The sequence below is a fragment of the Labrys wisconsinensis genome (assembly GCF_030814995.1).
GTDB classification, from domain to species: Bacteria; Pseudomonadota; Alphaproteobacteria; order Rhizobiales; family Labraceae; genus Labrys; species Labrys wisconsinensis.
Genome location: NZ_JAUSVX010000008.1, coordinates 223,017 through 241,333, shown reverse-complemented (window position 1 = coordinate 241,333; position 18,317 = coordinate 223,017). Strand labels below are relative to the sequence as shown.

The 18,317-nt window shown below is 69.8% G+C and carries 19 protein-coding genes; 9 read left to right on the top strand and 10 right to left on the bottom strand.

From position 1 onward, the window contains the following. Positions 1–5: 5 nt before the first annotated feature. From flbD to fliF, 5 genes are all read right to left on the bottom strand, one after another. A complete protein-coding gene (gene flbD / locus QO011_RS21550; protein ID WP_307276200.1) occupies positions 6–1,385 on the bottom strand; it encodes a sigma-54-dependent transcriptional regulator FlbD in 1,380 nt (459 codons plus the stop codon). Positions 1,386–1,388: 3 nt separating this feature from the next. Beyond that, entirely contained in the window at positions 1,389–1,685 is a 297-nt protein-coding gene (fliN, locus tag QO011_RS21545; protein ID WP_307276505.1) for a flagellar motor switch protein FliN, read from the bottom strand. 62 nt (positions 1,686–1,747) lie between these two features. Beyond that, positions 1,748–2,392 (bottom strand): FliH/SctL family protein, encoded by a 645-nt coding sequence (locus tag QO011_RS21540; protein ID WP_307276198.1) that lies wholly within the window; start codon positions 2,390–2,392, stop codon positions 1,748–1,750. A gap of 76 nt (positions 2,393–2,468) precedes the next feature. Further along, a complete protein-coding gene (fliG, locus tag QO011_RS21535; RefSeq protein ID WP_307276195.1) occupies positions 2,469–3,518 on the bottom strand; it encodes a flagellar motor switch protein FliG in 1,050 nt (349 codons plus the stop codon). Between the two features lie 10 nt (positions 3,519–3,528). After that, positions 3,529–5,157 (bottom strand): flagellar basal-body MS-ring/collar protein FliF, encoded by a 1,629-nt coding sequence (gene fliF / locus QO011_RS21530; RefSeq protein WP_307276192.1) that lies wholly within the window; start codon positions 5,155–5,157, stop codon positions 3,529–3,531. Positions 5,158–5,607: 450 nt separating this feature from the next. On the opposite strand from fliF, the gene QO011_RS21525 reads away from it, so the two are divergent. The 3 genes from QO011_RS21525 (at position 5,608) to sciP (ending at position 8,111) form a co-directional block, all read left to right on the top strand. Next, a complete protein-coding gene (locus QO011_RS21525) occupies positions 5,608–6,843 on the top strand; it encodes a flagellar hook-length control protein FliK (RefSeq protein WP_307276189.1) in 1,236 nt (411 codons plus the stop codon). Between the two features lie 114 nt (positions 6,844–6,957). Further along, positions 6,958–7,626, top strand: coding sequence for a flagellar hook assembly protein FlgD (locus QO011_RS21520; protein WP_307276186.1), 669 nt, complete (start codon positions 6,958–6,960; stop codon positions 7,624–7,626). Positions 7,627–7,835: 209 nt separating this feature from the next. Next, positions 7,836–8,111: a CtrA inhibitor SciP gene (gene sciP / locus QO011_RS21515; RefSeq protein ID WP_307276183.1), complete on the top strand. Its 276-nt coding sequence runs from the start codon at positions 7,836–7,838 to the stop codon at positions 8,109–8,111. A gap of 78 nt (positions 8,112–8,189) precedes the next feature. Here the strand turns inward: sciP and QO011_RS21510 are convergent, their stop codons facing one another. The 5 genes from QO011_RS21510 to argC all read right to left on the bottom strand — a co-directional run bounded on the left by QO011_RS21510 (position 8,190) and on the right by argC (position 11,929). Further along, complete coding sequence (locus QO011_RS21510; RefSeq protein ID WP_307276180.1) at positions 8,190–9,392, bottom strand: MFS transporter; 1,203 nt, start codon at positions 9,390–9,392, stop codon at positions 8,190–8,192. Positions 9,393–9,408: 16 nt separating this feature from the next. Then, positions 9,409–10,017 carry a TetR/AcrR family transcriptional regulator gene (locus QO011_RS21505; protein WP_307276177.1) on the bottom strand — a complete coding sequence of 203 codons (609 nt, stop codon included), beginning with the start codon at positions 10,015–10,017 and terminating at the stop codon, positions 9,409–9,411. A 128-nt stretch (positions 10,018–10,145) separates the two neighbouring features. Further along, a complete protein-coding gene (locus QO011_RS21500; protein WP_307276174.1) occupies positions 10,146–10,580 on the bottom strand; it encodes a PIN domain-containing protein in 435 nt (144 codons plus the stop codon). An 8-nt stretch (positions 10,581–10,588) separates the two neighbouring features. Then, positions 10,589–10,837 carry a type II toxin-antitoxin system Phd/YefM family antitoxin gene (locus QO011_RS21495; protein WP_307276171.1) on the bottom strand — a complete coding sequence of 83 codons (249 nt, stop codon included), beginning with the start codon at positions 10,835–10,837 and terminating at the stop codon, positions 10,589–10,591. A gap of 120 nt (positions 10,838–10,957) precedes the next feature. Further along, entirely contained in the window at positions 10,958–11,929 is a 972-nt protein-coding gene (gene argC / locus QO011_RS21490; protein ID WP_307276167.1) for an N-acetyl-gamma-glutamyl-phosphate reductase, read from the bottom strand. A 339-nt stretch (positions 11,930–12,268) separates the two neighbouring features. Here argC and QO011_RS21485 point away from each other — a divergent pair, with 339 nt between their 5' ends. Genes QO011_RS21485 through QO011_RS21460 form a run of 6 tightly spaced genes read left to right on the top strand, consistent with a single transcriptional unit; the run spans position 12,269 to position 18,289 of the window. Beyond that, entirely contained in the window at positions 12,269–12,955 is a 687-nt protein-coding gene (locus QO011_RS21485) for a helix-turn-helix domain-containing protein (protein ID WP_307276164.1), read from the top strand. Positions 12,956–12,959: 4 nt separating this feature from the next. Continuing rightward, positions 12,960–14,042 carry an extracellular solute-binding protein gene (locus QO011_RS21480; protein ID WP_307276161.1) on the top strand — a complete coding sequence of 361 codons (1,083 nt, stop codon included), beginning with the start codon at positions 12,960–12,962 and terminating at the stop codon, positions 14,040–14,042. Positions 14,043–14,073: 31 nt separating this feature from the next. Continuing rightward, positions 14,074–14,979, top strand: a complete 906-nt coding sequence (locus QO011_RS21475) for an ABC transporter permease (protein ID WP_370881990.1) — start codon at positions 14,074–14,076, stop codon at positions 14,977–14,979. Continuing rightward, the gene (locus QO011_RS21470) at positions 14,976–15,758 is read left to right on the top strand and encodes an ABC transporter permease (protein WP_307276158.1); all 783 of its coding nucleotides are present in this window, start codon (positions 14,976–14,978) and stop codon (positions 15,756–15,758) included. Before QO011_RS21475 ends, QO011_RS21470 begins: the two co-directional genes overlap by 4 nt. Positions 15,759–15,765: 7 nt before the next feature. Continuing rightward, positions 15,766–16,878 carry an ABC transporter ATP-binding protein gene (locus QO011_RS21465; RefSeq protein ID WP_307276498.1) on the top strand — a complete coding sequence of 371 codons (1,113 nt, stop codon included), beginning with the start codon at positions 15,766–15,768 and terminating at the stop codon, positions 16,876–16,878. Positions 16,879–16,903: 25 nt separating this feature from the next. Continuing rightward, positions 16,904–18,289, top strand: coding sequence for an NAD(P)/FAD-dependent oxidoreductase (locus tag QO011_RS21460; protein WP_307276155.1), 1,386 nt, complete (start codon positions 16,904–16,906; stop codon positions 18,287–18,289). The last annotated feature ends 28 nt before the right edge of the window (positions 18,290–18,317 follow it).

Here is an 18,317-nt window from a genome sequence, read left to right as displayed (position 1 = left end):
AGTCGCTAGTAGAACCCCGCCACGCGCGCCTCTCCGCCCGGCGGCGGCGGGATGCGGTGGCCCTCGTCGCTGTACAGGTTGAGCTTGTTGCGCAGGGTGCGGATCGAGATCCCGAGGATGTTGGAGGCGTGGGTGCGGTTGCCCAGGCAATGGTCCAGCGTCTGCAGGATCAGGTCGCGCTCGACGTCGGCCACCGTCCGGCCGATGAAGGAGCGCGACAGCGCCTCGGCCGTGGCCGCGGCCTGGGCCGCCAGGCCGCGGCTCAGCGCCAGGCTGTCCATGGCCGCGCCGTCGGGCGCGCGCAGCGCTTCCGGGCCGATCTCCGGGCCGGTGGCGAGCAGCACCGCCCGGTGCATGGCGTTCTCCAGCTCGCGCACATTGCCGGGCCAGGGCGCCGCCATCAGGCTCTTGCGCACCTCGGCCGACAGGGGCCGCGCCGGCAGGCTGTTGGCCTGCGCATATTTGCGGGCGAAATGGCCGGCGAGCTCCAGGATGTCCTGCGGCCGGTCGCGTAGCGCCGGGATCTTCAGATTCACCACGTTGAGGCGGTAGAGCAGGTCCTCGCGGAACGTGCCCTTCTTCACCTCCTCGGCGAGGTTGCGGTTGGAGGTGGCGAGGATGCGGATGTCGACCGGCACGGGCTTGGCGCCGCCGACGCGGTCGATCACCCGCTCCTGGATGGCGCGCAGCAGCTTGGCCTGCAGGCGCACGTCCATCTCCGAAATCTCGTCGAGCAGCAGCGTGCCGCCGTCCGCCTCCTCGAACTTGCCGATGCGCCGCGCCACGGCGCCGGTGAAGGCGCCCTTCTCGTGGCCGAACAGCTCGCTTTCCAGGAGGTTCTCGGGAATCGCAGCGCAGTTGACGCAGACGAAGGGCTTGCCCTTTCGGGCGGACCTTCCGTGGACATGGCGCGCCAGCACCTCCTTGCCGGTGCCGCTCTCGCCGGTGATCAGGATCGAGGCGTCGGAGGGGGCGATCTGGCCGGCGAGGCGGACCACCGCCTGCATCGCCTCGTCGCGCACCACGAACTCCTCGCTGTCGCCGGCGACGGCGGCCAGGATCGCCCCGATCAGCTCCGGGTCGGGCGGCAGCGGGATATATTCCTTGGCGCCGGCATGGATGGCCGCCACCGCCGCCCGGGCGTCGTTGTCGACGCCGCAGGCGACGAGCGGGATATGGATGCGCTCGGCCTCCAGGCGCGCCACGAGCCCGCGGATGTCGAGCGTGACGTCGACCATCAGGAGGTCGGCGCCGCGTCCGGCCCTGAGATGGCGCAGCGTCCCCTCCACGTCGGGCACGTGGGTGACCGAGGCGCCGCGGTCCATGGCGATCTTGGTGGCGGCGGTGAGCTGGCCCTTGAGCGTACCGGCGATCAGGAGTTTCATGGCTTACTTCTCGCCTTTCAGGATTTCGGTCATCGTGACGCCGAGCTTGTCCTCGACGAGGACGACCTCGCCGCGCGCCACGAGACGGTCGTTGACATAGATGTCGATGGCTTCGCCGACCTTGCGGTCGAGCTCCAGCACCGAGCCGGGCCCGAGCTTGAGCAGGTCGCCGACGCCCATGCGCGCCCGCCCCAGCACGGCCGAGACCTTGACCGGCACGTCGAACACGCTTTCGAGGTCGGCGGCCCCACGCGCCTGCCCCTCTTCCGGATAGGCCTGGCCTTCACCGCCGGGTGCCATCACGTCGATCTCGTCGGTGAGATGGGGCAGGTTCATCTCCTTCATTCCGGGCTTGTCGGTGCTCATCGGCTCTGCTCCTCCCGGCTGGATGTCGGATCGAGATGGCGGCGGACGGCGTCGTCCAGCACCGCCTCGAGCGCCGCGGCCTCGCGCACGGCGCCGCCGTCGGCCCATTCGACGCGGGCGTCGCCGATGGCGATGTCGGGCTCGCCCAGCACCACGATGGTGCCGGCAAAGCCGGCCTCGCGGGCGATGGCGTCGAGACGCGGCTTGACCGCCTCGACCAGCCCGGCATTCACCCGCACCACGGCGTGCGGCGTGGCTCTGAGATGGGCGAAGACCGAGCGCGCCAGCGCCTCCACCGGCGCCAGCGGATGCTTGTCCAGGAGCGCGCCGGCGAGCTTGCGCGCCAGGGCGAAGGCGAGCGCCGCCGCCTGCTGCTCGGTGCGCGCGGCGATCTCGACGAAGCGGCCAGCGGCCTCGCCGAAATGCAGCGCCAGGCGCTGCATCGAGGCGGCGAGGCGGGCGGCCTCGTCGGCCTCGCTCTGGCGCCTGCCCTCGGCCACGCCGCGCAGGAAGGCCACCTCCTCCGCCTGGCGCAGCGCCGCCCGGTGCTCGGCGAGCGGCAGCGCCGGCTCGGCCGGCGCCGGCGGCGCCTTCGGCGCGCCGAAATCCTCGTCGAACAGGAATTTCGCGCGCGGGCTCACGGCGTCCTCCGCCGGTGAGGCCGGGCAGCGGAGCCGCGGCGCGGCGTCGTCGGGGCGGGGGCGAAGCGGTTGCGCATCAGTACACCAGCTCGTCGTCGGCGCCGTTCTTGGCGATCATGATCTCGCCCTTGGCGGCCAGGTCCTTGGCGGTGGAGACGAGGATGGCCTGCGCCTCGTCGACGTCGCGCAGGCGCACCGGTCCCATCGCCTGCATGTCGTCCTGCAGGAGCTTGCCGGCCCGGACCGACATGTTGGAGAGGAAGAAGCTGCGCGCCGTCTCCGAGGCGCCCTTGAGGGCGATGGCGAGCTTGTCGCGGTCGACCGAGCGCAGCAGCGTCTGCACCGCCGCCGGATCGAGCTTCATCAGGTCGTCGAAGGTGAACATCAGCGCCTTGATCCGCTCGGCGCTGTGGCGGTTGGCCTCCTCCAGCGCGGTGATGAAGCGCGTCTCGGTCTGGCGGTCGAAGGCGTTGAAGATGCCGGCGATCAATTCGTGCGGATCGCGCCGGTGCGTCTGGTTGAGGTTCGACATGAACTCGACGCGCAGCGTCTGCTCGACGCGCTCGAGCACCTCCTTCTGCACGCTCTCCATGCGCAGCATGCGCGCGACCACGTCGAGGGCGAACTCCTCCGGCAGGATCGACAGCACCCGCGCCGCCTGCTCCTGGCGCACCTTGGTCAGCACCACCGCGACGGTCTGCGGATATTCGTTCTTGAGATAGTTGGCCAGCACATGGTCCTGCACGTTGGAGAGCTTCTCCCACATGTTGCGGCCGGCGGGGCCACGGATCTCCTCCATGATCTGCACCACCCGCTCGGGCGGCAGATAGGTCTGGAGCAGGCGCTCGGTGTTCTCGAAATTGCCCATCATCGCGCCGGAGGCCGACATCTGGCCGACGAATTCCAGCATGAACATCTCGATGGCCTCGGCCTCCAGCGCGCCGAGATGCGACATGGCGATGGAGATCTCGCGCACCTCGTCGTCGTCGAGGCCGAGCCAGACGGAGCCGCCATATTTGTCGCCGAGCAGCAGCATCAGCATGGCGGCGCGCTCGGCGCCGCGCAGCACGCGCGTGTTCTCGGAGAACTTGCGGGTCGGGTCGCTCTTGATCGGCACCGGCGCCATCGCATCCCCCTCAATGCGTCGGCTCGGCGAGCCAGGTCCGGATCAGGGACAGGGTCTCGCCCGGGTTGCGTTCGACCAGCTCGCCGATGCGCTCGACCGACTTCTGCTGGATGGTGCCGTTGACCTGGGCGACTTCGAGCAGCTGCAGCGTCGGGCTCGGATCCTGGGGCGGCACCACCGCGGGCAGGCCCGACGTCTCGACCGCCGCGGATGCGCCGGCTATCACCGCGACCGCGCCGCCCGCCTTCGCGTCAGGCGTCTCCGGCGAGACGATGCGCCGGATCAGCGGCCGCACCGCGAACAGCAGCACCAGGAGCGACAGGATGGCGAGGACGCCGAGCTCGGCGAGCTGCATCACATCGCCCTTGCTGAAGGCGAGAAAGCTCAGCCAGCCCTGGTCCGAGGCGAGGTCGGCCGTGAGCGGCGCGTCGGCGAAGCGCAGGTTGACCACCTCGACCTGGTCGCCGCGCTGCTGGTCGTAGCCGATCGCCGAGCGCACCAGCGCGGCGATGCGGTCGAGGTCGTCCTTGGCGCGTGGGGCATAGGCGAGCGTGCCGCTGGCATCCTTGCCGTAGAGGCCGTCGACCAGGACCGCCACCGAGATGCGCTTCACCCGCCCGGCATCGATGGTCTCGGTCTTGGTGGTGCGGGAGATCTCGTAATTGATGGTCTCCTCGGTCTTCTTGGTCAGGTCCTGGCCGGTGGTGGCCTGGTTCGCCGTGGCGTTGGGCAGCTCGTTGCCGACCGTCACGCCCTGGTCGCGCTGGGCGATGGCGCTGCTCTCCTCGCGGGTCTGGGTGGAGCGCACCACCTTGCTGTCGGGGTCGTAGAGGTCCTGGGTCTGGGTGATGCGGTTGTAGTCGAGCTCGGCCGCCACCTGCACCCGGGCGCGCCCGGTCCCGACCACGCTCTCGACGATGCGCTGCACCTGGTCGGAAAGACGCCGCTCATAGGCGACCTGGCGCTCGTCGGCGCCGCCTTCGGGCTGGGCCGTGCCGGCGCCGTCGGCCAGGAGCGCGCCGGATTCGTCGACGATGGAGACACGGTCCGGCTTCAGCCCCTCGACCGCGGTGGCGACGAGATGGCGGATGGCGCGGATCTGCCCCGGCTCGAGGCCGCCGCGCACCTTGAGGACGATCGAGGCGGACGGCGGCTCGCGGTCGCGCTGGAACAGCGAGCGCTCCGGGATCACCAGGTGGACGCGGGCCTGCTCGACCCGGTCGATGCCGCGGATGGTGCGCGCCAGCTCGCCCTCCAGGGCGCGCAGCTGGTTGATGTTCTGCACGAAGCTGGTGGCCGAGAGGCTGTCGCCCTTGTCGAAGATCTCGTAGCCGATGCCCCCGCCCGATGGCAGGCCGTCCTGGGCCAGCGTCATGCGCAGGCGCGCCACCCGGTCGCGCGGCACGGCGATGGTGGCGCCGTCGGCGCTGAGCTCGTAGGTGACGCCGGCCGCCTCCAGCGACTTGACGATCGCCGCCGAGTCCCTGACGTCGAGATCGGTGAACAGCGGCGCCATCTGCGGCTGGCTGAAGCGCATGATGACGAAGCCGAAGAAGCCGACCAGCACGAGCGTGACCGCGCCCATCGCCGCCAGCCGGCCCGGACCGAATCGCTTGAGAATCTCCAGCAACCCCTGCACGCCACGCCTCACACGCTGAGATCGGCACCTGCGGACCGCCGCCCGTGCGCCGGCCGGACGATTCCGCAGACTTCCGGAGCCTTGTCGAAAAGCCCGGGCCGGGCGCCGGAACACCATCCGGTTTCGGCGAGCCCCTCGGCCCGACGCCGGCCGCTAGGCAAGAATTGCCCGGTCCTTGGTTTCGAATTGGTTAACGCCCTCCGCGCGGCCGCCGGTCGTCGACGCATGGAGGGGCGCGGCGCCCTGCTGCCGGCGGCGCGAATGGACGGTCCGCCCCGGCAAGAACTGCCGCCAGGCGGCAGGATGCGCCGACCCGGCCCTCGCTTTTTCTATGAAAAACCACACGCAATATATTGAAAAATAAAGATCATGAATCGGGCACGAGATGGTACGCGTCTTGCTCTGCTGCCCACGACCCGCCTCGTGCGGTCCCGTTGCCGAGGCCGCCGTTTGACTGCTCCCGACGCCCTTTCCGATCTCTCGGTCCCGCAGGCCCGGCCGCGCCGCAAGCCGGCCGGGCCGACGGCTTCGTCCGCCTTCGCCGACCTGCTCGGCCAGTCGACGGACGTGGCGGCGCGGGACCGGCCATCGGCGCCGGAGGCGGCGCAGGATGCGGCCGCTCCGGTCGCCCGGGCGGAGCGGAGCAAGGCCCGCCACCCGCCGGCGCAGCCGGGCGCGGCGTCCGAGACCGCGGATGCCGACGATGCGGACGGCAGCGCGGCCGGCGACGCGCCGGCACCCGCCGCGGCGACGCCCGACGCCGCCGCCTCGCCCGGCATGGCCGCCGCCCTCGCCGTCCAGGCCGCGGTGCCGGTCGTCGAGACCGCGGCGACGGCCGGCACCATCGTCAGGCCCGGCGCGGTGACGGCCACCAATGCGGCAGCCGCGCTCGCGGCGACCCTGCCCGTCGCCGCCGGCGAAACCGCTGCCGCCCCGGCCGGAACGCCGGCCGGCAAGGCGGGCGCCAAGCCGTTCGATCCCCAGCAGGCGGCGCTCGGCGGCAAGGCGGACCCGGCCAAGCCCGATGCCGGCAAGGCCGATGCGGACGAGGCCGATCCGGCCGGCAAGACCCCGCCGGCGGCGGACGCCGGCAAGGAGGCCAAGGACGCGGCCGCCCTGCATGCCGCCGCGAAGGATGCCGCCGCGGCGCCCTCGGACCAGCCGGCCGCCACGCCCGCCCCGGCGGAGGCGGCGCGACCGGCGACACCGGCTCCCCCGGCGCCGGCGCCCTCGCCCGTCCTCGTCGCCTCGCTGCCCCAGGTCGCGGTCACCGTCGCGGCGCGAGCCAAGGACGGCGAGAGCCGCTTCCAGATCCGGCTCGATCCGCCCGAGCTCGGCCGCATCGACGTCCACCTCGCCATCGACGATTCCACCGGAGCGGCCACCACCACCCTCACCGTCGAGCGGATGGACACGCTCGACCTGCTGCAGCGCGATTCTCGTGCGCTGGAGCGGGCGCTGAACAGCGCCGGCTTCAAGACCGACCAGGGCTCGCTGCAGTTCAATCTGCGCGATCCCGGCCAGAATCCGCAGGGTTTCGCCGGGCGCGACCAGGGCAGCCAGCGCCAGGCGCAGCCCTTCGTCGCCGACGGCGGCACGGGTGAGACGCCGCGCCCGAGCTCGCCGCGGGTCGCGGCCTATGCCAGCATTCTCGGCCGCCGCGGCGGCCTCGACATCAGCGTCTAGAGTGTGATCGTTTCAAGTTGAATCGATCGCACTCTCTATCTCTTTGTTTTTACGCATTTTCTTAAGTCGAACCGAATGCCGGTTCACCGGAAAATGCTCTAGGGGGGCCCCATCATGACGAGCGTTTCCTCTTCCTCCTCTGGAGCCCTCGCGGCCAGCCAGACGAATGCGAAGCAGACCATCGCCGGCAATTTCGACACGTTCCTGCAGCTCCTGACCACGCAGCTGCAGAACCAGAACCCGCTGGATCCGCTCGACACCAACCAGTTCACCTCCCAGCTCGTGCAGTTCTCCTCGGTGGAGCAGCAGCTTCGGACCAACGATCTCCTGACCACCCTGGTCTCGGCCAACGCCGCCGGCATCGTCTCCGCCTCGGCCGGCTATCTCGGGGCCGAGATCACCGCCGACGGCTCGGTGACCACCCTCGCCGCGGGCAAGGCGGCCTGGACGCTGAACGCCGCGAAGCCCGCGGCCAAGGCGACCTTCAGCGTCATCGACGCCAGCACGGGCGCGACCGTCTACACCGCAACCCGTTCGCTCGACGCCGGCGCCGGCAGCTTCGTCTGGGACGGACGGGGCGGCGACGGATCGCTCTACAGCGCCGGCTCCTACAAGCTGAAGATCGACGCCGTGGACGCCGCCGGCCAGCCGGTCGCCGTCTCCACCGAGATCTCCGGCAAGGTCGACGCCGTCGACCTCTCCGGCGATACACCGCTGCTCAAGATCGGCGACATCTCGGTCGCCCTCGACAAGGTCAAGACCCTGCGCAAGTCCGCCTCGTGACCCGCTGCCGGCGGCTCGGGCGCCGCCTGCCGCAAGCGGAACGGGGCTTGGGGCAGGGCCATGCGCCTTCGAGAAAATGCTTTTCGAGCCAAGCACTTGCCGGCCAACCCGGGATGCTTCGAATGCGACATTTTCCCTTCAGCAAATTTTAAGCGGGCCTCTTTACGCTCTTCTTCGACTAGGTCAGTCGAGTTGTATGAGCGTATCCCATGACCGAACCCCTTCGTCCTCGGGTCAAATACGTGATCGGACCGGACGGCAGTCCGCTGACGATCGCCGATCTGCCTCCCCCCGGTACGCAACGCTGGGTCATTCGCCGCAAGGCCGAGGTGGTCGCGGCCGTGCGGGGCGGGCTCCTCAGCCTCGATGAGGCGTGCAGCCGCTACACCCTGACCACGGAGGAGTTCCTGGGCTGGCAAGCCTCCATCGACCGCCACGGCCTGGCGGGGCTGCGCACCACGCGCATCCAGCACTATCGCCAATAGGCGCCTTCCCGACCATCCGACGCCGGCCTCTCGCGAGACCGGCGTTTTTGTTTGGGGCGCGCCCCGCCCCGACCGCTCTCAGGCCGGCTGCAGCCTGATCGGCCGTGCCGGCGGGAAGGCCAGGGATATCGCCACGGCGCCGAGCCCGACGGCGCAGGAGCCGACGAACAGCCACGCATAGCCCTTGAAGCTGTCGAACACCCAGCCGCCGGCCAGCGGGCCGAGCGCCATGCCGAGGCTGGACAAGAGCGTCGCCGCCCCGAGGACGGTGCCCATGATCGCCTGGCCGAAATACTCGCGCGCCAGCGTTGCGTAGAGCGGCATCACCCCGCCATAGGCGCCGCCGAAGACGATGGCGAGCGCATAGAACTCGCCGAGTCGGTCGACGAAGAGATAGGTGCCGATCGCCAGCGCCTGCGCCAGCAGGCCGGCGGCCAGCACCGGCTTGACGCCGTAACGGTCGGCCAGCACGCCGAGCAGCAGGCGTCCGCCGAGTCCCGCCAGGCCTTCGACGCTGTAGATGCTCACCGCCGCCATCGGCGCCACGCCGCAGACCATGGCATAGCTGACCATGTGGAAGATCGGCCCGGAATGGGCGGCGCAGCAGGCGAAGAAGGTCAGCCCGAGCACCAGGAACTGCGGCGAGCGCAGCGCGTCCGCCACCGAGATGCCCGGCGTGGCCCTGCCGGCCTCGGCGACGGTGCCGTCCGATGCCGCCGCGGGCGGACGCCGGACCAGCAGGGCGGCCGGAATCAGCAGGATCCAGGCGAGGATGCCGATGGCCAGCATGGCCGGGCGCCAGCCATGGGCCGAGATCAGCCAGCGCGCCAAGGGCGAGATGGTCAGCGGCGCCACGCCCATGCCGGCCGAGACGAGGGAAACGGCCAGGCTGCGATGGCTGTCGAACCAGCCGGTGACGGTGGCGATCATCGGCGCGAAGAAGGCGCTGGCGGCCAGGCCCACCAGCATGCCGTAGATCAGCTGGAAGGCGAGCAGCGACTGGGCCTGGCTGGCCAGCACCAGCGCCAGGCCGAGCAGCAGCGCCCCGGCGAGCACGACGATGCGCGTCCCCCAGCGATCGCTCGCCGCGCCCCAGCCGAAGCCGCCGAGGCCCATGACCAGGAAGTTGAGGGTCATGGCGCTGGAGATGCCGGCATGCGACCAGCCGGTGTCGGCGGTGATCGGGTTGAGGAACACCGCCAGCGAGAACATCGTCCCGACGCCGACGCACGACATCAGCGCGCCGAGCGCGACGATGGTCCAGCGATACGACAGTGTCATGCCTTCCTCCCGCGCTTCAGCCTATCGGACGACGGAACAGTAGCGCCACGTAGCGCCTGAGATGGTCGATGCTCTCGACGGCCACGGCGGCCTGCCCTTCGCCCTTGGCCAGGATGAAGGCACCCTGGAGCACCGCCTGGATGTGGCGGGCGAGGCTCGGCGCAGTCCAGTCGCCCTCGATGCCGTATCGGCGCATGGCCTCGGCGATGATCGCGGCAACGGCATCGGAATGCTCGGCGATGCTCGCCTGGCAGGCATCGCTGAGATGGCGATGGGTGCGGTAGGTCTCCTGGATCACCGTGCCGGCGAAGCAGGTCCATTGCGCGAGGTCGCCGGTCATCATCGCCCGGCGGAAGGCGAGATAGGCCATCAGCCGATCGAGCGGATCGGCGAGGTCGTCGCAGCCGGCAGCCGCGAAAATTGCGTCGGCGCAGCCGCGCCACTGATCCGCAGCGGCCAACGCCAGCGCATCCTTGCTGTCGAAATGGTGGAAGAAACTGCCCTTGGTGACGCCAGCCGCCGCGCAGATGTCCTCGACGCGCGCGGCCGTGTAGCCCTTGGTGCGCACCACGTCGATCGCAGCCTCCACCAACCTGGCTCTCGATCCCTGCGGCTGATCCGGCATGGCATCGCTCCTCCCGGAAGAAACCATACCAACTGGTTGGTATGGAATCAATCGACATGACCGCCGATCGGATGCGCGCGACAGTCCAGCGCGCCGCCGTCCCCGCTCCCGATGTGTGGAATCCGGGCCTATCCGATCAGTTCGTCGGGCAACGACACTGCTATGCCGAACGGCCGGAAATGCCGCGCGTTGCGGGTGACAACGACGAGATCATGCGTCTTCGCGATGCCGGCGATGATGGCGTCCGCCATGCCCGGGTCATGCCCCGACGAGATCGCCCTGGCCTCCGACTGTCCGGCAGCCGCGGCGCCCGAAGCGTCGAGGCCGATAATCTTGTCGTCATAGGTCGAAACAAGGCCGGCAAGCCAGGCTTTCAGGCCCGCGGCTTTTGCCGTGGCTCCCTTGTGCTCGAGGAGCGCGATCCCCTTCTCGATCTCGTGGATCGTGACAACCGACAGAAAGATCCTGCCTTCACCGTCCAGGCGCTCCAGCCATTCGAGAAACACTGCCGACACCTCGGCCCTCGACGGCGAAAGCATCGAGACGACATTGGTGTCGAGCAAGTAGCCGTTCAAAGCTCGACATCTCGGGACCGCGAGCGATTGCGCTCGAAATCGCCGCCAGGAAAGGTTCTGAGATAGGCGACGAGGCCGGCGCGCTTGCGCTCGATCGCCTTGCGGGCGATCTCCGCCGCCTCGACCGAAACCAGAGCAGCGACGGGCTTGCCGTGGCGGGTGATCGTCACGAACTCGCCATTGATCGCCTTGTCGACCAAGCCCGAGAACCCAGCCTTGGCATCCCTGAGATTGACGGTCGGCATCGGGCAATCCATCGCCGGGTGGTCACTGGTGACCACAGATAGCTCTTTGCAGGCCGGAATTCCAGCGAAGGAGGAGGCCCCTTCGCGAACGCGGGCAGCCGCGGGTGAAGTCGTCCGGCCTCAGGCCCCCAGCATCAGCTGGATGTTCTGGACCGCCGCGCCGGACGCGCCCTTGCCGAGATTGTCGAGCCGGGCGACCAGCACCGCCTGCCGGTGCGCCGCGTTGGCGAACACCCGCAGCTCCAGCCCGTCGGTCTCGTTGAGGGCCTCCGGCTCGATCCGGCCGGCCACCATCTCCGGGCCGTCGAGCGGCATGACCCGGACGAGGCCGGCAGGATCGTAGCGCCCGGCCAGCACGGCGTGCAGGTCCGCGCCGGTCGGCTGGCCCGGCAGCGTGTCGAGATGCAGCGGGACCGACACCAGCATGCCCTGGCGGAAATTGCCGACCGACGGCACGAAGATCGGCCGCCGCGACAGGCCGGCATAGACCTGCGTCTCCGGCAGGTGCTTGTGCTCGAGGCTGAGGCCGTAGAGCTCGAAGGACGGGGCGCGGCCGTTCTCGAAATCCTCGATCATCGAGCGGCCGCCGCCGGAATAGCCGCTCACCGCATTGATGGTGACGGGGTAATCCTTCGGCAGGACGCCGGCATCGACCAGCGGGCGCAGCAGCGCGATGCCGCCGGTGGGATAGCAGCCGGGATTGGCCACCCGGTCGGCGGCCCGGATGGCGCCCGCCTGGTCCGGCGTCAGCTCGGCGAAGCCGTAGGTCCAGCCCGGCGCCACCCGATGCGCGGTCGAGGCATCGAGGATCTTCGGCGCGGCGGCGCCGAGGCCGTCGACCAGCGCCACCGTCTCCTTGGCCGCCGCATCGGGCAGGCAGAGCACGACCAGGTCGACCTCGGCGAGCAGCGCCTGCTTGGCCGCCAGGTCCTTGCGCAGCTCCGGCGCGATGCTCCTGATCGCGACGCCGGGCACGGCGGCGAGGCGCTCGCGGATGCCGAGGCCGGTGGTGCCGGCCTCGCCGTCGATGAAGACGGTGCGCACCGCCGTCGCGGCCGCGGGTCTGTCGGCGAGGTCCGAAGGCGTGGTCATGGCATGCTCTCCTGCCCTGGAGCGGTGAGGCGAAACAAAAAAGCCGCGCTGTGGCGCGGCTCACGACGAACGCATCAGGCGAGCGTCATCGTGGGCGCACCGGAGTGCCCATCGCGGGACGTCGGACGAAGGCGGACATGGTCCTCATGGCCCGCTGCATCGCCGATGCCGGCCGGCGTGTCAAGAGCCGTCCGCCCCCGGATGGGAAGCCGGCCGCAGGCCTTCATCTTGGCAGGCGGCGACGAAATCTCGGTGACAGAGGACGCCGTCATGCACTTCACATCTTGTAAAGTGGCGCCGGCCACTTTATGGCTTGTAAAGTGAGAGCGCACAAACGCCATGACCATCGCTGAGGACCATGCCCCGGAAGCCGGCGCCAGCCTGGAGGCGCGCCGCTCCACGGTGCTGGGCGAGCGCGTCAAGGCCTTCCGCACGGCGCGCCGCCTGACGCTGCGCCAGCTCGGCGACCGGACCGGCACCACGGCGAGCTTCCTCAGCCAGCTCGAGCGCGGCGTCTCCGGCGCCACCACCAGCACGCTGATGCAGATCGCCAACGCCCTCGGCATCAGCGTCGCCGACCTCTTCGACGAATCCCAGGTCTCCCCGCACCGGGTGCTGAAGCGGGCCGACCGCCCGGCTCTTCCGGTCAGCGAGGGCTATCGCAAGACGCTGCTGTCGCGCCGGCCGATCCAGGAGGTCGAGGTCTATTCCGGCGAGTTCGCCGTCGGCGGCTCGACCGGCGAGGGCGCCTACACCCATGGCGGCGCCCACGAGATGTTCGTCGTCCTGCGCGGCCGGGTGCAGCTGACCCTCGGCGCGGAGAGCTTCGTCCTCGAGCAGGGCGACAGCATCGAATATGCGCCCTCGACGCCGCACAAGACCGTCAATGTCGGCGCGACGCCGGCCGAGGTGCTGTGGATCATCGTGCCGCCGACCAGCGGCGCCGCCGAGCTCGACCAATATGTGGCCCGGAAGACGCTCGCGTCCGGCGCCGCGCAACCCAGAAGCGGGCCATCCGAGGACTGAAGCCATGACCAACAGATCGACGCTGGCCGCCTTTGCCGGTGCCACCGCCATCGCCATGCTGGCGACGCTGGGCGCCCAGGCCCAGACCGCGCCCGCCGCCGGCAGCGTGGCCGAGGGCTCGCTCAAGGGCAAGACGCTGACCTTCGTGTCCTATGGCGGCATCTACCAGGACGGCCAGGTCGCCGCGCTCAAGGAGTTCGTCGACAAGTCCGGCGTCAAGCTCCTCAACGACGGCCCGACCGAGATCGCCAAGCTGCAGGCGCAGGTGGAATCCGGCAACGTCACCTGGGACGTGGTCGACACCGACGACCTGCCGCCCTACGTCTATTGCGGCAAGCTGTTCCAGAAGCTCGACTTCTCCAAGATCGACATCTCCCACATCCCGCCCGGCCAGGTCGGCGAGTGCAGCGTGCCGGCCATGAACTACGGCATGGTGCTGATGTACAAGACCGCCGCCTACAAGGATCATCCGCCGACGAGCTGGAAGGACTTCTTCGACACCAAGACCTTCCCCGGCGTGCGCGGCATCGACGGCAGCGGCAACCCCGTCGGCAGCCTGATCGAGCAGGCGATCCTCGCCGACGGCGGCTCCGTCGAGCACCTGACCCCGGCCGATATCGACAAGGGCATCGCCAAGATCAAGGCGATCGGTCCCGACACCATCTTCTGGAAGACCGGCGCCGAATCCCAGCAGCTCGCCGAGTCCGGCGAAGCCGACATGCTGCTGATGTGGACCGGGCGCGCCATGACCGCGCTCAAGAACGGCGCCAAGTACACCCCGGTCTGGCAGGACTGGCTGGTGGTCAAGGACCAGCTGGCGATCCCCGTCGGCGTCAAGGACCCCGACGCCGCCTATGCGCTGATCAACGCCTATCTCGGCAAGCAGTCCCAGGAGATCCTGTCGGAGAAGACCTCCTACTCCCCGGTGCACGACCAGGCCCAGCCGAAGGTCGACGCCAATGTGGCGGCCTTCCTGACCAACACCCCCGAGCGCACCAAGCAGGGCTACCAGCAGAACATCAAGTTCTGGGTCGACAACTTCGCCGCCGCCTCGGAGAAGTGGGCGGCCCTGATGGCCGGCAACTGATGCATCCTCCGCGGATCCGGAGCATCAAGGCGTGAGCGCAGCCGCTTCCGCATCCCCGGCCGAGGGCATCGTCCCTCGGCCACCCGGGAGGGCCGGCCGGCCCTGGCGGCTCGCCGCCCATCCCTGGCTCCTGACCGTGCCGGCCGTGCTGCTGCTGGCCGCCGCCATGGGCTACCCGCTGCTGACGGTGGTCCTGCGCAGCCTGGCGGAGCCGGCCTGGGGGCTGCAGAACTATGCCTGGTTCTTCTCCACCCCGGTCAACCTCACGGTGCTCGCGCGCACCTTCTCCATCGCCGCCTGGGTGACCCTGGTCTGCGTGATCGCCGCCTATCCCTATGCCTATCTGATGACCGCGGTCGGGCCGCGCACGCGCCTCGTCCTCACCCTCGCCGTGCTGGTGCCGTTCTGGGTCAGCGGCGTGGTGCGCACCCTCGCCTGGGTGATCCTCCTGCAGGATTCCGGCGTGATCAATTCGGCGATCGCCGCCCTCGGCTTCGGCCCGGTGCGACTGATCCGCACCCCGGTCGGGGTCGTCATCGGCATGGCGCAGGTGCTGCTGCCCTTCATGATCCTGCCGCTCTACTCGGTGATGCGCGGCATCGACCTGCGCCTGGTCCAGGCGGCGCGCAGCCTCGGCGCCCGGCCCAGCCTCGCCTTCCTGCAGGTCTACCTGCCTCTGTCGCTGCCGGGCGTCTTCGCCGGCGCGATCATCGTCTTCATCCTGTCGCTCGGCTTCTACATCACGCCGGCCCTGCTCGGCGGGCCGCGCAGCACCATGCTCTCCACGCTGGTGCAGACACAGGTGCTGAGCCTGCTCAACTGGGGCCGGGGCGGCGCCATGGGCGTGGTGCTGCTGGTCGCCACCTTCGCGCTGCTGGCCCTGGCCGGGCCGCTGATGCGCCAGCGCCACAAGCAGGCCTCGGGTGCGCGCCGATGAGCCTGCCGCGCCTCATCCTCGCCCTGTTTTGCCTGCTCGTCGCCATCTGGCTGGTGCTGCCGACGCTCGTCATCATCCCGATGTCGTTCAACGCCAACAAGTCGCTCGCCTTCCCGCCGGTCGGCTTCTCCTGGCAATGGTACGAGAACTTCTTCACCAATCCGGACTGGTCGGCGAGCTTCTTCAATTCGCTCAGGATCGCCGCGTTCGTCGCCGTCGCCGCCACCGTGATCGGCACCCTGGCCGCCCTCGGCCTCAGCCGGATGAAGCGCTCGGCGGCCGGCATCCTGCGCGCCGTCCTGATCACGCCGATGGTGGTGCCGGGCGTGGTCCTGGCGGTCGGCATCTACTCCGTCTACCTCAACCTCCAGCTCGTCGGCACCGATATCGGCTTCGTCGTCGCCCACACCATGCTGGCGATCCCCTTCGTCATCATCGCGGTGTCGGCCAACCTGGAAGTCTTCGACGTGCGGCTGGAGACGGCGGCGGCGAGCCTGGGCGCCGACCGGCTCACCACCTTCCGGACCGTCACCTTGCCGCTGATCCTGCCGGGCATCCTCTCCGGCCTGCTCTTTGCCTTCGTCACCTCCTTCGACGAGATCATCGTCGCCCTGTTCATCACCAACCCCTATCTGAAGACGCTGCCGGTGCAGATCTTCACCAGCATCACCCGTGACGCCGACCCTACGGTGGCCGCCGTCGGGACCATCGTCTTCCTCGCCACCTCGCTCCTGATCGCCGCAGGGCTGATCGTCGGCGCCAAACCCAGGAGGAGCTGAGATGCCCATGCCTCAGGGCGGCGAGCGCGGCGCCGCCATCGACATCCGCAACGCCGTCAAGCGCTATGGCGGCTTCACCGCGCTCGACGATGTCAGCCTGCACATCGAGCCCGGCGAGTTCATGACCCTGCTCGGCCCCAGCGGCTCGGGCAAGACCACGACGCTGAACGTGGTCGCAGGCTTCACCGACCTCACGTCGGGCGACCTCGCGCTCGGCGGCCGCAGCATCGCCGGCCTGCCCGCTCACAAGCGCAATATCGGCGTCGTCTTCCAGCACTACGCCCTGTTCCCGCACATGACCGTGGGCCGGAACGTCGCCTATCCCCTCGTCCTGCGCGGCCTGGGCAAGGCCGAGCGCGAGGCGCGCGTGCGCCGCGCGCTCGACATGGTCAAGATGACCGACTTCGCCCACCGCTTTCCCAGCGAGCTCTCCGGCGGCCAGCAGCAGCGCGTGGCGCTCGCCCGCGCCATGGTGTTCGACCCGCCGCTGCTGCTGATGGACGAGCCGCTCGGCGCCCTCGACAAGAAGCTGCGCGAATGGCTGCAGCTCGAGATCAAGCGCATCCATCGCGAGCTCGGCACCACCTTCGTCTATGTCACGCACGACCAGGAGGAGGCGCTGGTCCTGTCCGACCGCATCGCGGTGTTCAACCAGGGCCGCATCGAGCAGGTCGGCACCGGCCGCGCGCTCTATGACGAGCCGGCCACGCTGTTCGTCGGCCGGTTCATCGGCGAATCCACCACCCTGCGCGGCGCGGCCGAGACATCGGGCGGCGAGACCTGCCTCACCCTCGCCGGCCAGAGGGTCCTCGCCCGGGACCGGCTGGCCGACGGGCGCAAGCCGGTGATCCTGCTGCGCCCCGAGCGGCTGTCGCTAGCCCCTGCGGCCGCGGCGCCGGCCGAGGGCCGCAACGGCCTCGCCGGCCGGGTGAGCGAGGCGATCTATCTCGGCTCGGGCTCGAAATACCAGGTGACGCTGCGCGACGGCTCGGTCGCCGTCGTGCGCACGCCGCCGGAGACCGCTCCCTTCGCCATCGGCGACGAGGTCAGCCTGTCCTGGTCGATCGCCGATTCCAAGCTGCTCGCCGACGATGATCGCGCCGAGCTGACGCTCACCTGATCCCCGCCCCCCGCAGGACCCCGCCATGGACGTCAAGGTCAACGGCAACGTCTCGTTCTGGTATGCCGATATCGGCGGCGTGCCGGCCTGTCGCGCGCCCCTGCCCGGCGACCGCAGCGCCGATGTCTGCGTGGTCGGCGGCGGCTTCACCGGCCTGTGGACCGCCTATTACCTGAAGCAGGCCAGGCCCGACATCTCCATCGTCATCCTCGAGAAGGAGTTCGCCGGCTTCGGCGCCTCGGGGCGCAACGGCGGCTGGCTCTCCGGCGGCTTCGGCTGGTCGCGCGAGAAATATGCGGCAACCGCCTCGCGCGGCGCCGTCACCGACATGGAGACCGCCATGCACGGCACCGTGAACGAGGTGATCGGCGTCACCGAGAGGGAAGGCATCGACGCCGACATCCGCCGCGCCGACACGCTGACGGTGGCCACCAACCGGCCGCAGCTCGAACGCATCAAGGCGGACTACGAGACGGCCCTCGCCTGGAACGTCCCGCGCGAGCGCGTCAGCCTGATCGGCCGCGAGGAGATGCGGGCGCGCATCAATGTCGACAAGGCGCTGGGCGGCTTCGTCCATCACGGCACCGCGCGGGTGCAGCCGGCCAAGCTGGTGCGCGGGCTCGCCGCCGTGGTCGAACGTCTGGGCGTGCCGATCTTCGAGCAGACCGAGGTGACCCGCATCGACAAGGGCGCGGTGACGACGACGCGGGGCACGGTGAGGGCGCCGATCATCGTGCGTGCCACCGAGGGCTTCACCGCCGGCATTCCCGGCTTCGAGCGGCTGTGGATCCCGATGAACAGCGCCATCCTGATGACCGAGCCGCTGTCCGATGCGCTCTGGGCCGAGATCGGCTGGAACGGCTACGAGCTCCTCGGCGATGCCTCCCACGCCTATTGCTATGCCCAGCGCACCCGCGAGGGGCGCATCGCCATGGGCGGGCGCGGCGTGCCCTATCGCTACGGCTCGCGCACCGACATGCGCGGCCGCACCCAGCAGGAGACCATCGACCAGCTCTACGCCATCCTGAGGCGGGTGCTGCCGCAGACCAGGGACCTGAGGATGGACCATGCCTGGTGCGGCGTGCTCGGCGTGCCGCGCGACTGGTGCACCACCGTCGGGCTCGACCGCAAGAGCGGCATCGCCTGGGCCGGCGGCTATGTCGGCCTCGGCGTCTCCTCCTCGAACCTTTCAGGCCGCACCCTGGCCGACCTGATCCTGGATGAGGACACGCCGCTGACCCGCCTGCCCTGGGTCAACCGCTCGGTGCGCGAATGGGAGCCGGAGCCGCTGCGCTGGCTCGGCATCCATTCCATGTACCATCTCTACCACATGGCGGACCGGCGCGAGGCCGCCGGCCTCGAGCACACCTCGCGCATCGCCACCCTCGCCAACAGGATCACCGGGCGCTGAGCCCGGCGACACCCCGCATCCCCTGCCC

Coding starts and splice junctions, on each gene's coding strand:
- flbD (WP_307276200.1), bottom strand. CDS start 1,385: ATGAAACTCCTGATCGCCGGTACGCTCAAGGGCCAGCTCACCGCCGCC.
- fliN (WP_307276505.1), bottom strand. CDS start 1,685: ATGGCACCCGGCGGTGAAGGCCAGGCCTATCCGGAAGAGGGGCAGGCG.
- fliG (WP_307276195.1), bottom strand. CDS start 3,518: ATGGCGCCGGTGCCGATCAAGAGCGACCCGACCCGCAAGTTCTCCGAG.
- QO011_RS21520 (WP_307276186.1), top strand. CDS start 6,958: ATGACGAGCGTTTCCTCTTCCTCCTCTGGAGCCCTCGCGGCCAGCCAG.
- sciP (WP_307276183.1), top strand. CDS start 7,836: ATGACCGAACCCCTTCGTCCTCGGGTCAAATACGTGATCGGACCGGAC.
- QO011_RS21510 (WP_307276180.1), bottom strand. CDS start 9,392: ATGACACTGTCGTATCGCTGGACCATCGTCGCGCTCGGCGCGCTGATG.
- QO011_RS21505 (WP_307276177.1), bottom strand. CDS start 10,017: ATGCCGGATCAGCCGCAGGGATCGAGAGCCAGGTTGGTGGAGGCTGCG.
- QO011_RS21495 (WP_307276171.1), bottom strand. CDS start 10,837: ATGCCGACCGTCAATCTCAGGGATGCCAAGGCTGGGTTCTCGGGCTTG.
- argC (WP_307276167.1), bottom strand. CDS start 11,929: ATGACCACGCCTTCGGACCTCGCCGACAGACCCGCGGCCGCGACGGCG.
- QO011_RS21485 (WP_307276164.1), top strand. CDS start 12,269: ATGACCATCGCTGAGGACCATGCCCCGGAAGCCGGCGCCAGCCTGGAG.
- QO011_RS21480 (WP_307276161.1), top strand. CDS start 12,960: ATGACCAACAGATCGACGCTGGCCGCCTTTGCCGGTGCCACCGCCATC.
- QO011_RS21470 (WP_307276158.1), top strand. CDS start 14,976: ATGAGCCTGCCGCGCCTCATCCTCGCCCTGTTTTGCCTGCTCGTCGCC.
- QO011_RS21465 (WP_307276498.1), top strand. CDS start 15,766: ATGCCTCAGGGCGGCGAGCGCGGCGCCGCCATCGACATCCGCAACGCC.
- QO011_RS21460 (WP_307276155.1), top strand. CDS start 16,904: ATGGACGTCAAGGTCAACGGCAACGTCTCGTTCTGGTATGCCGATATC.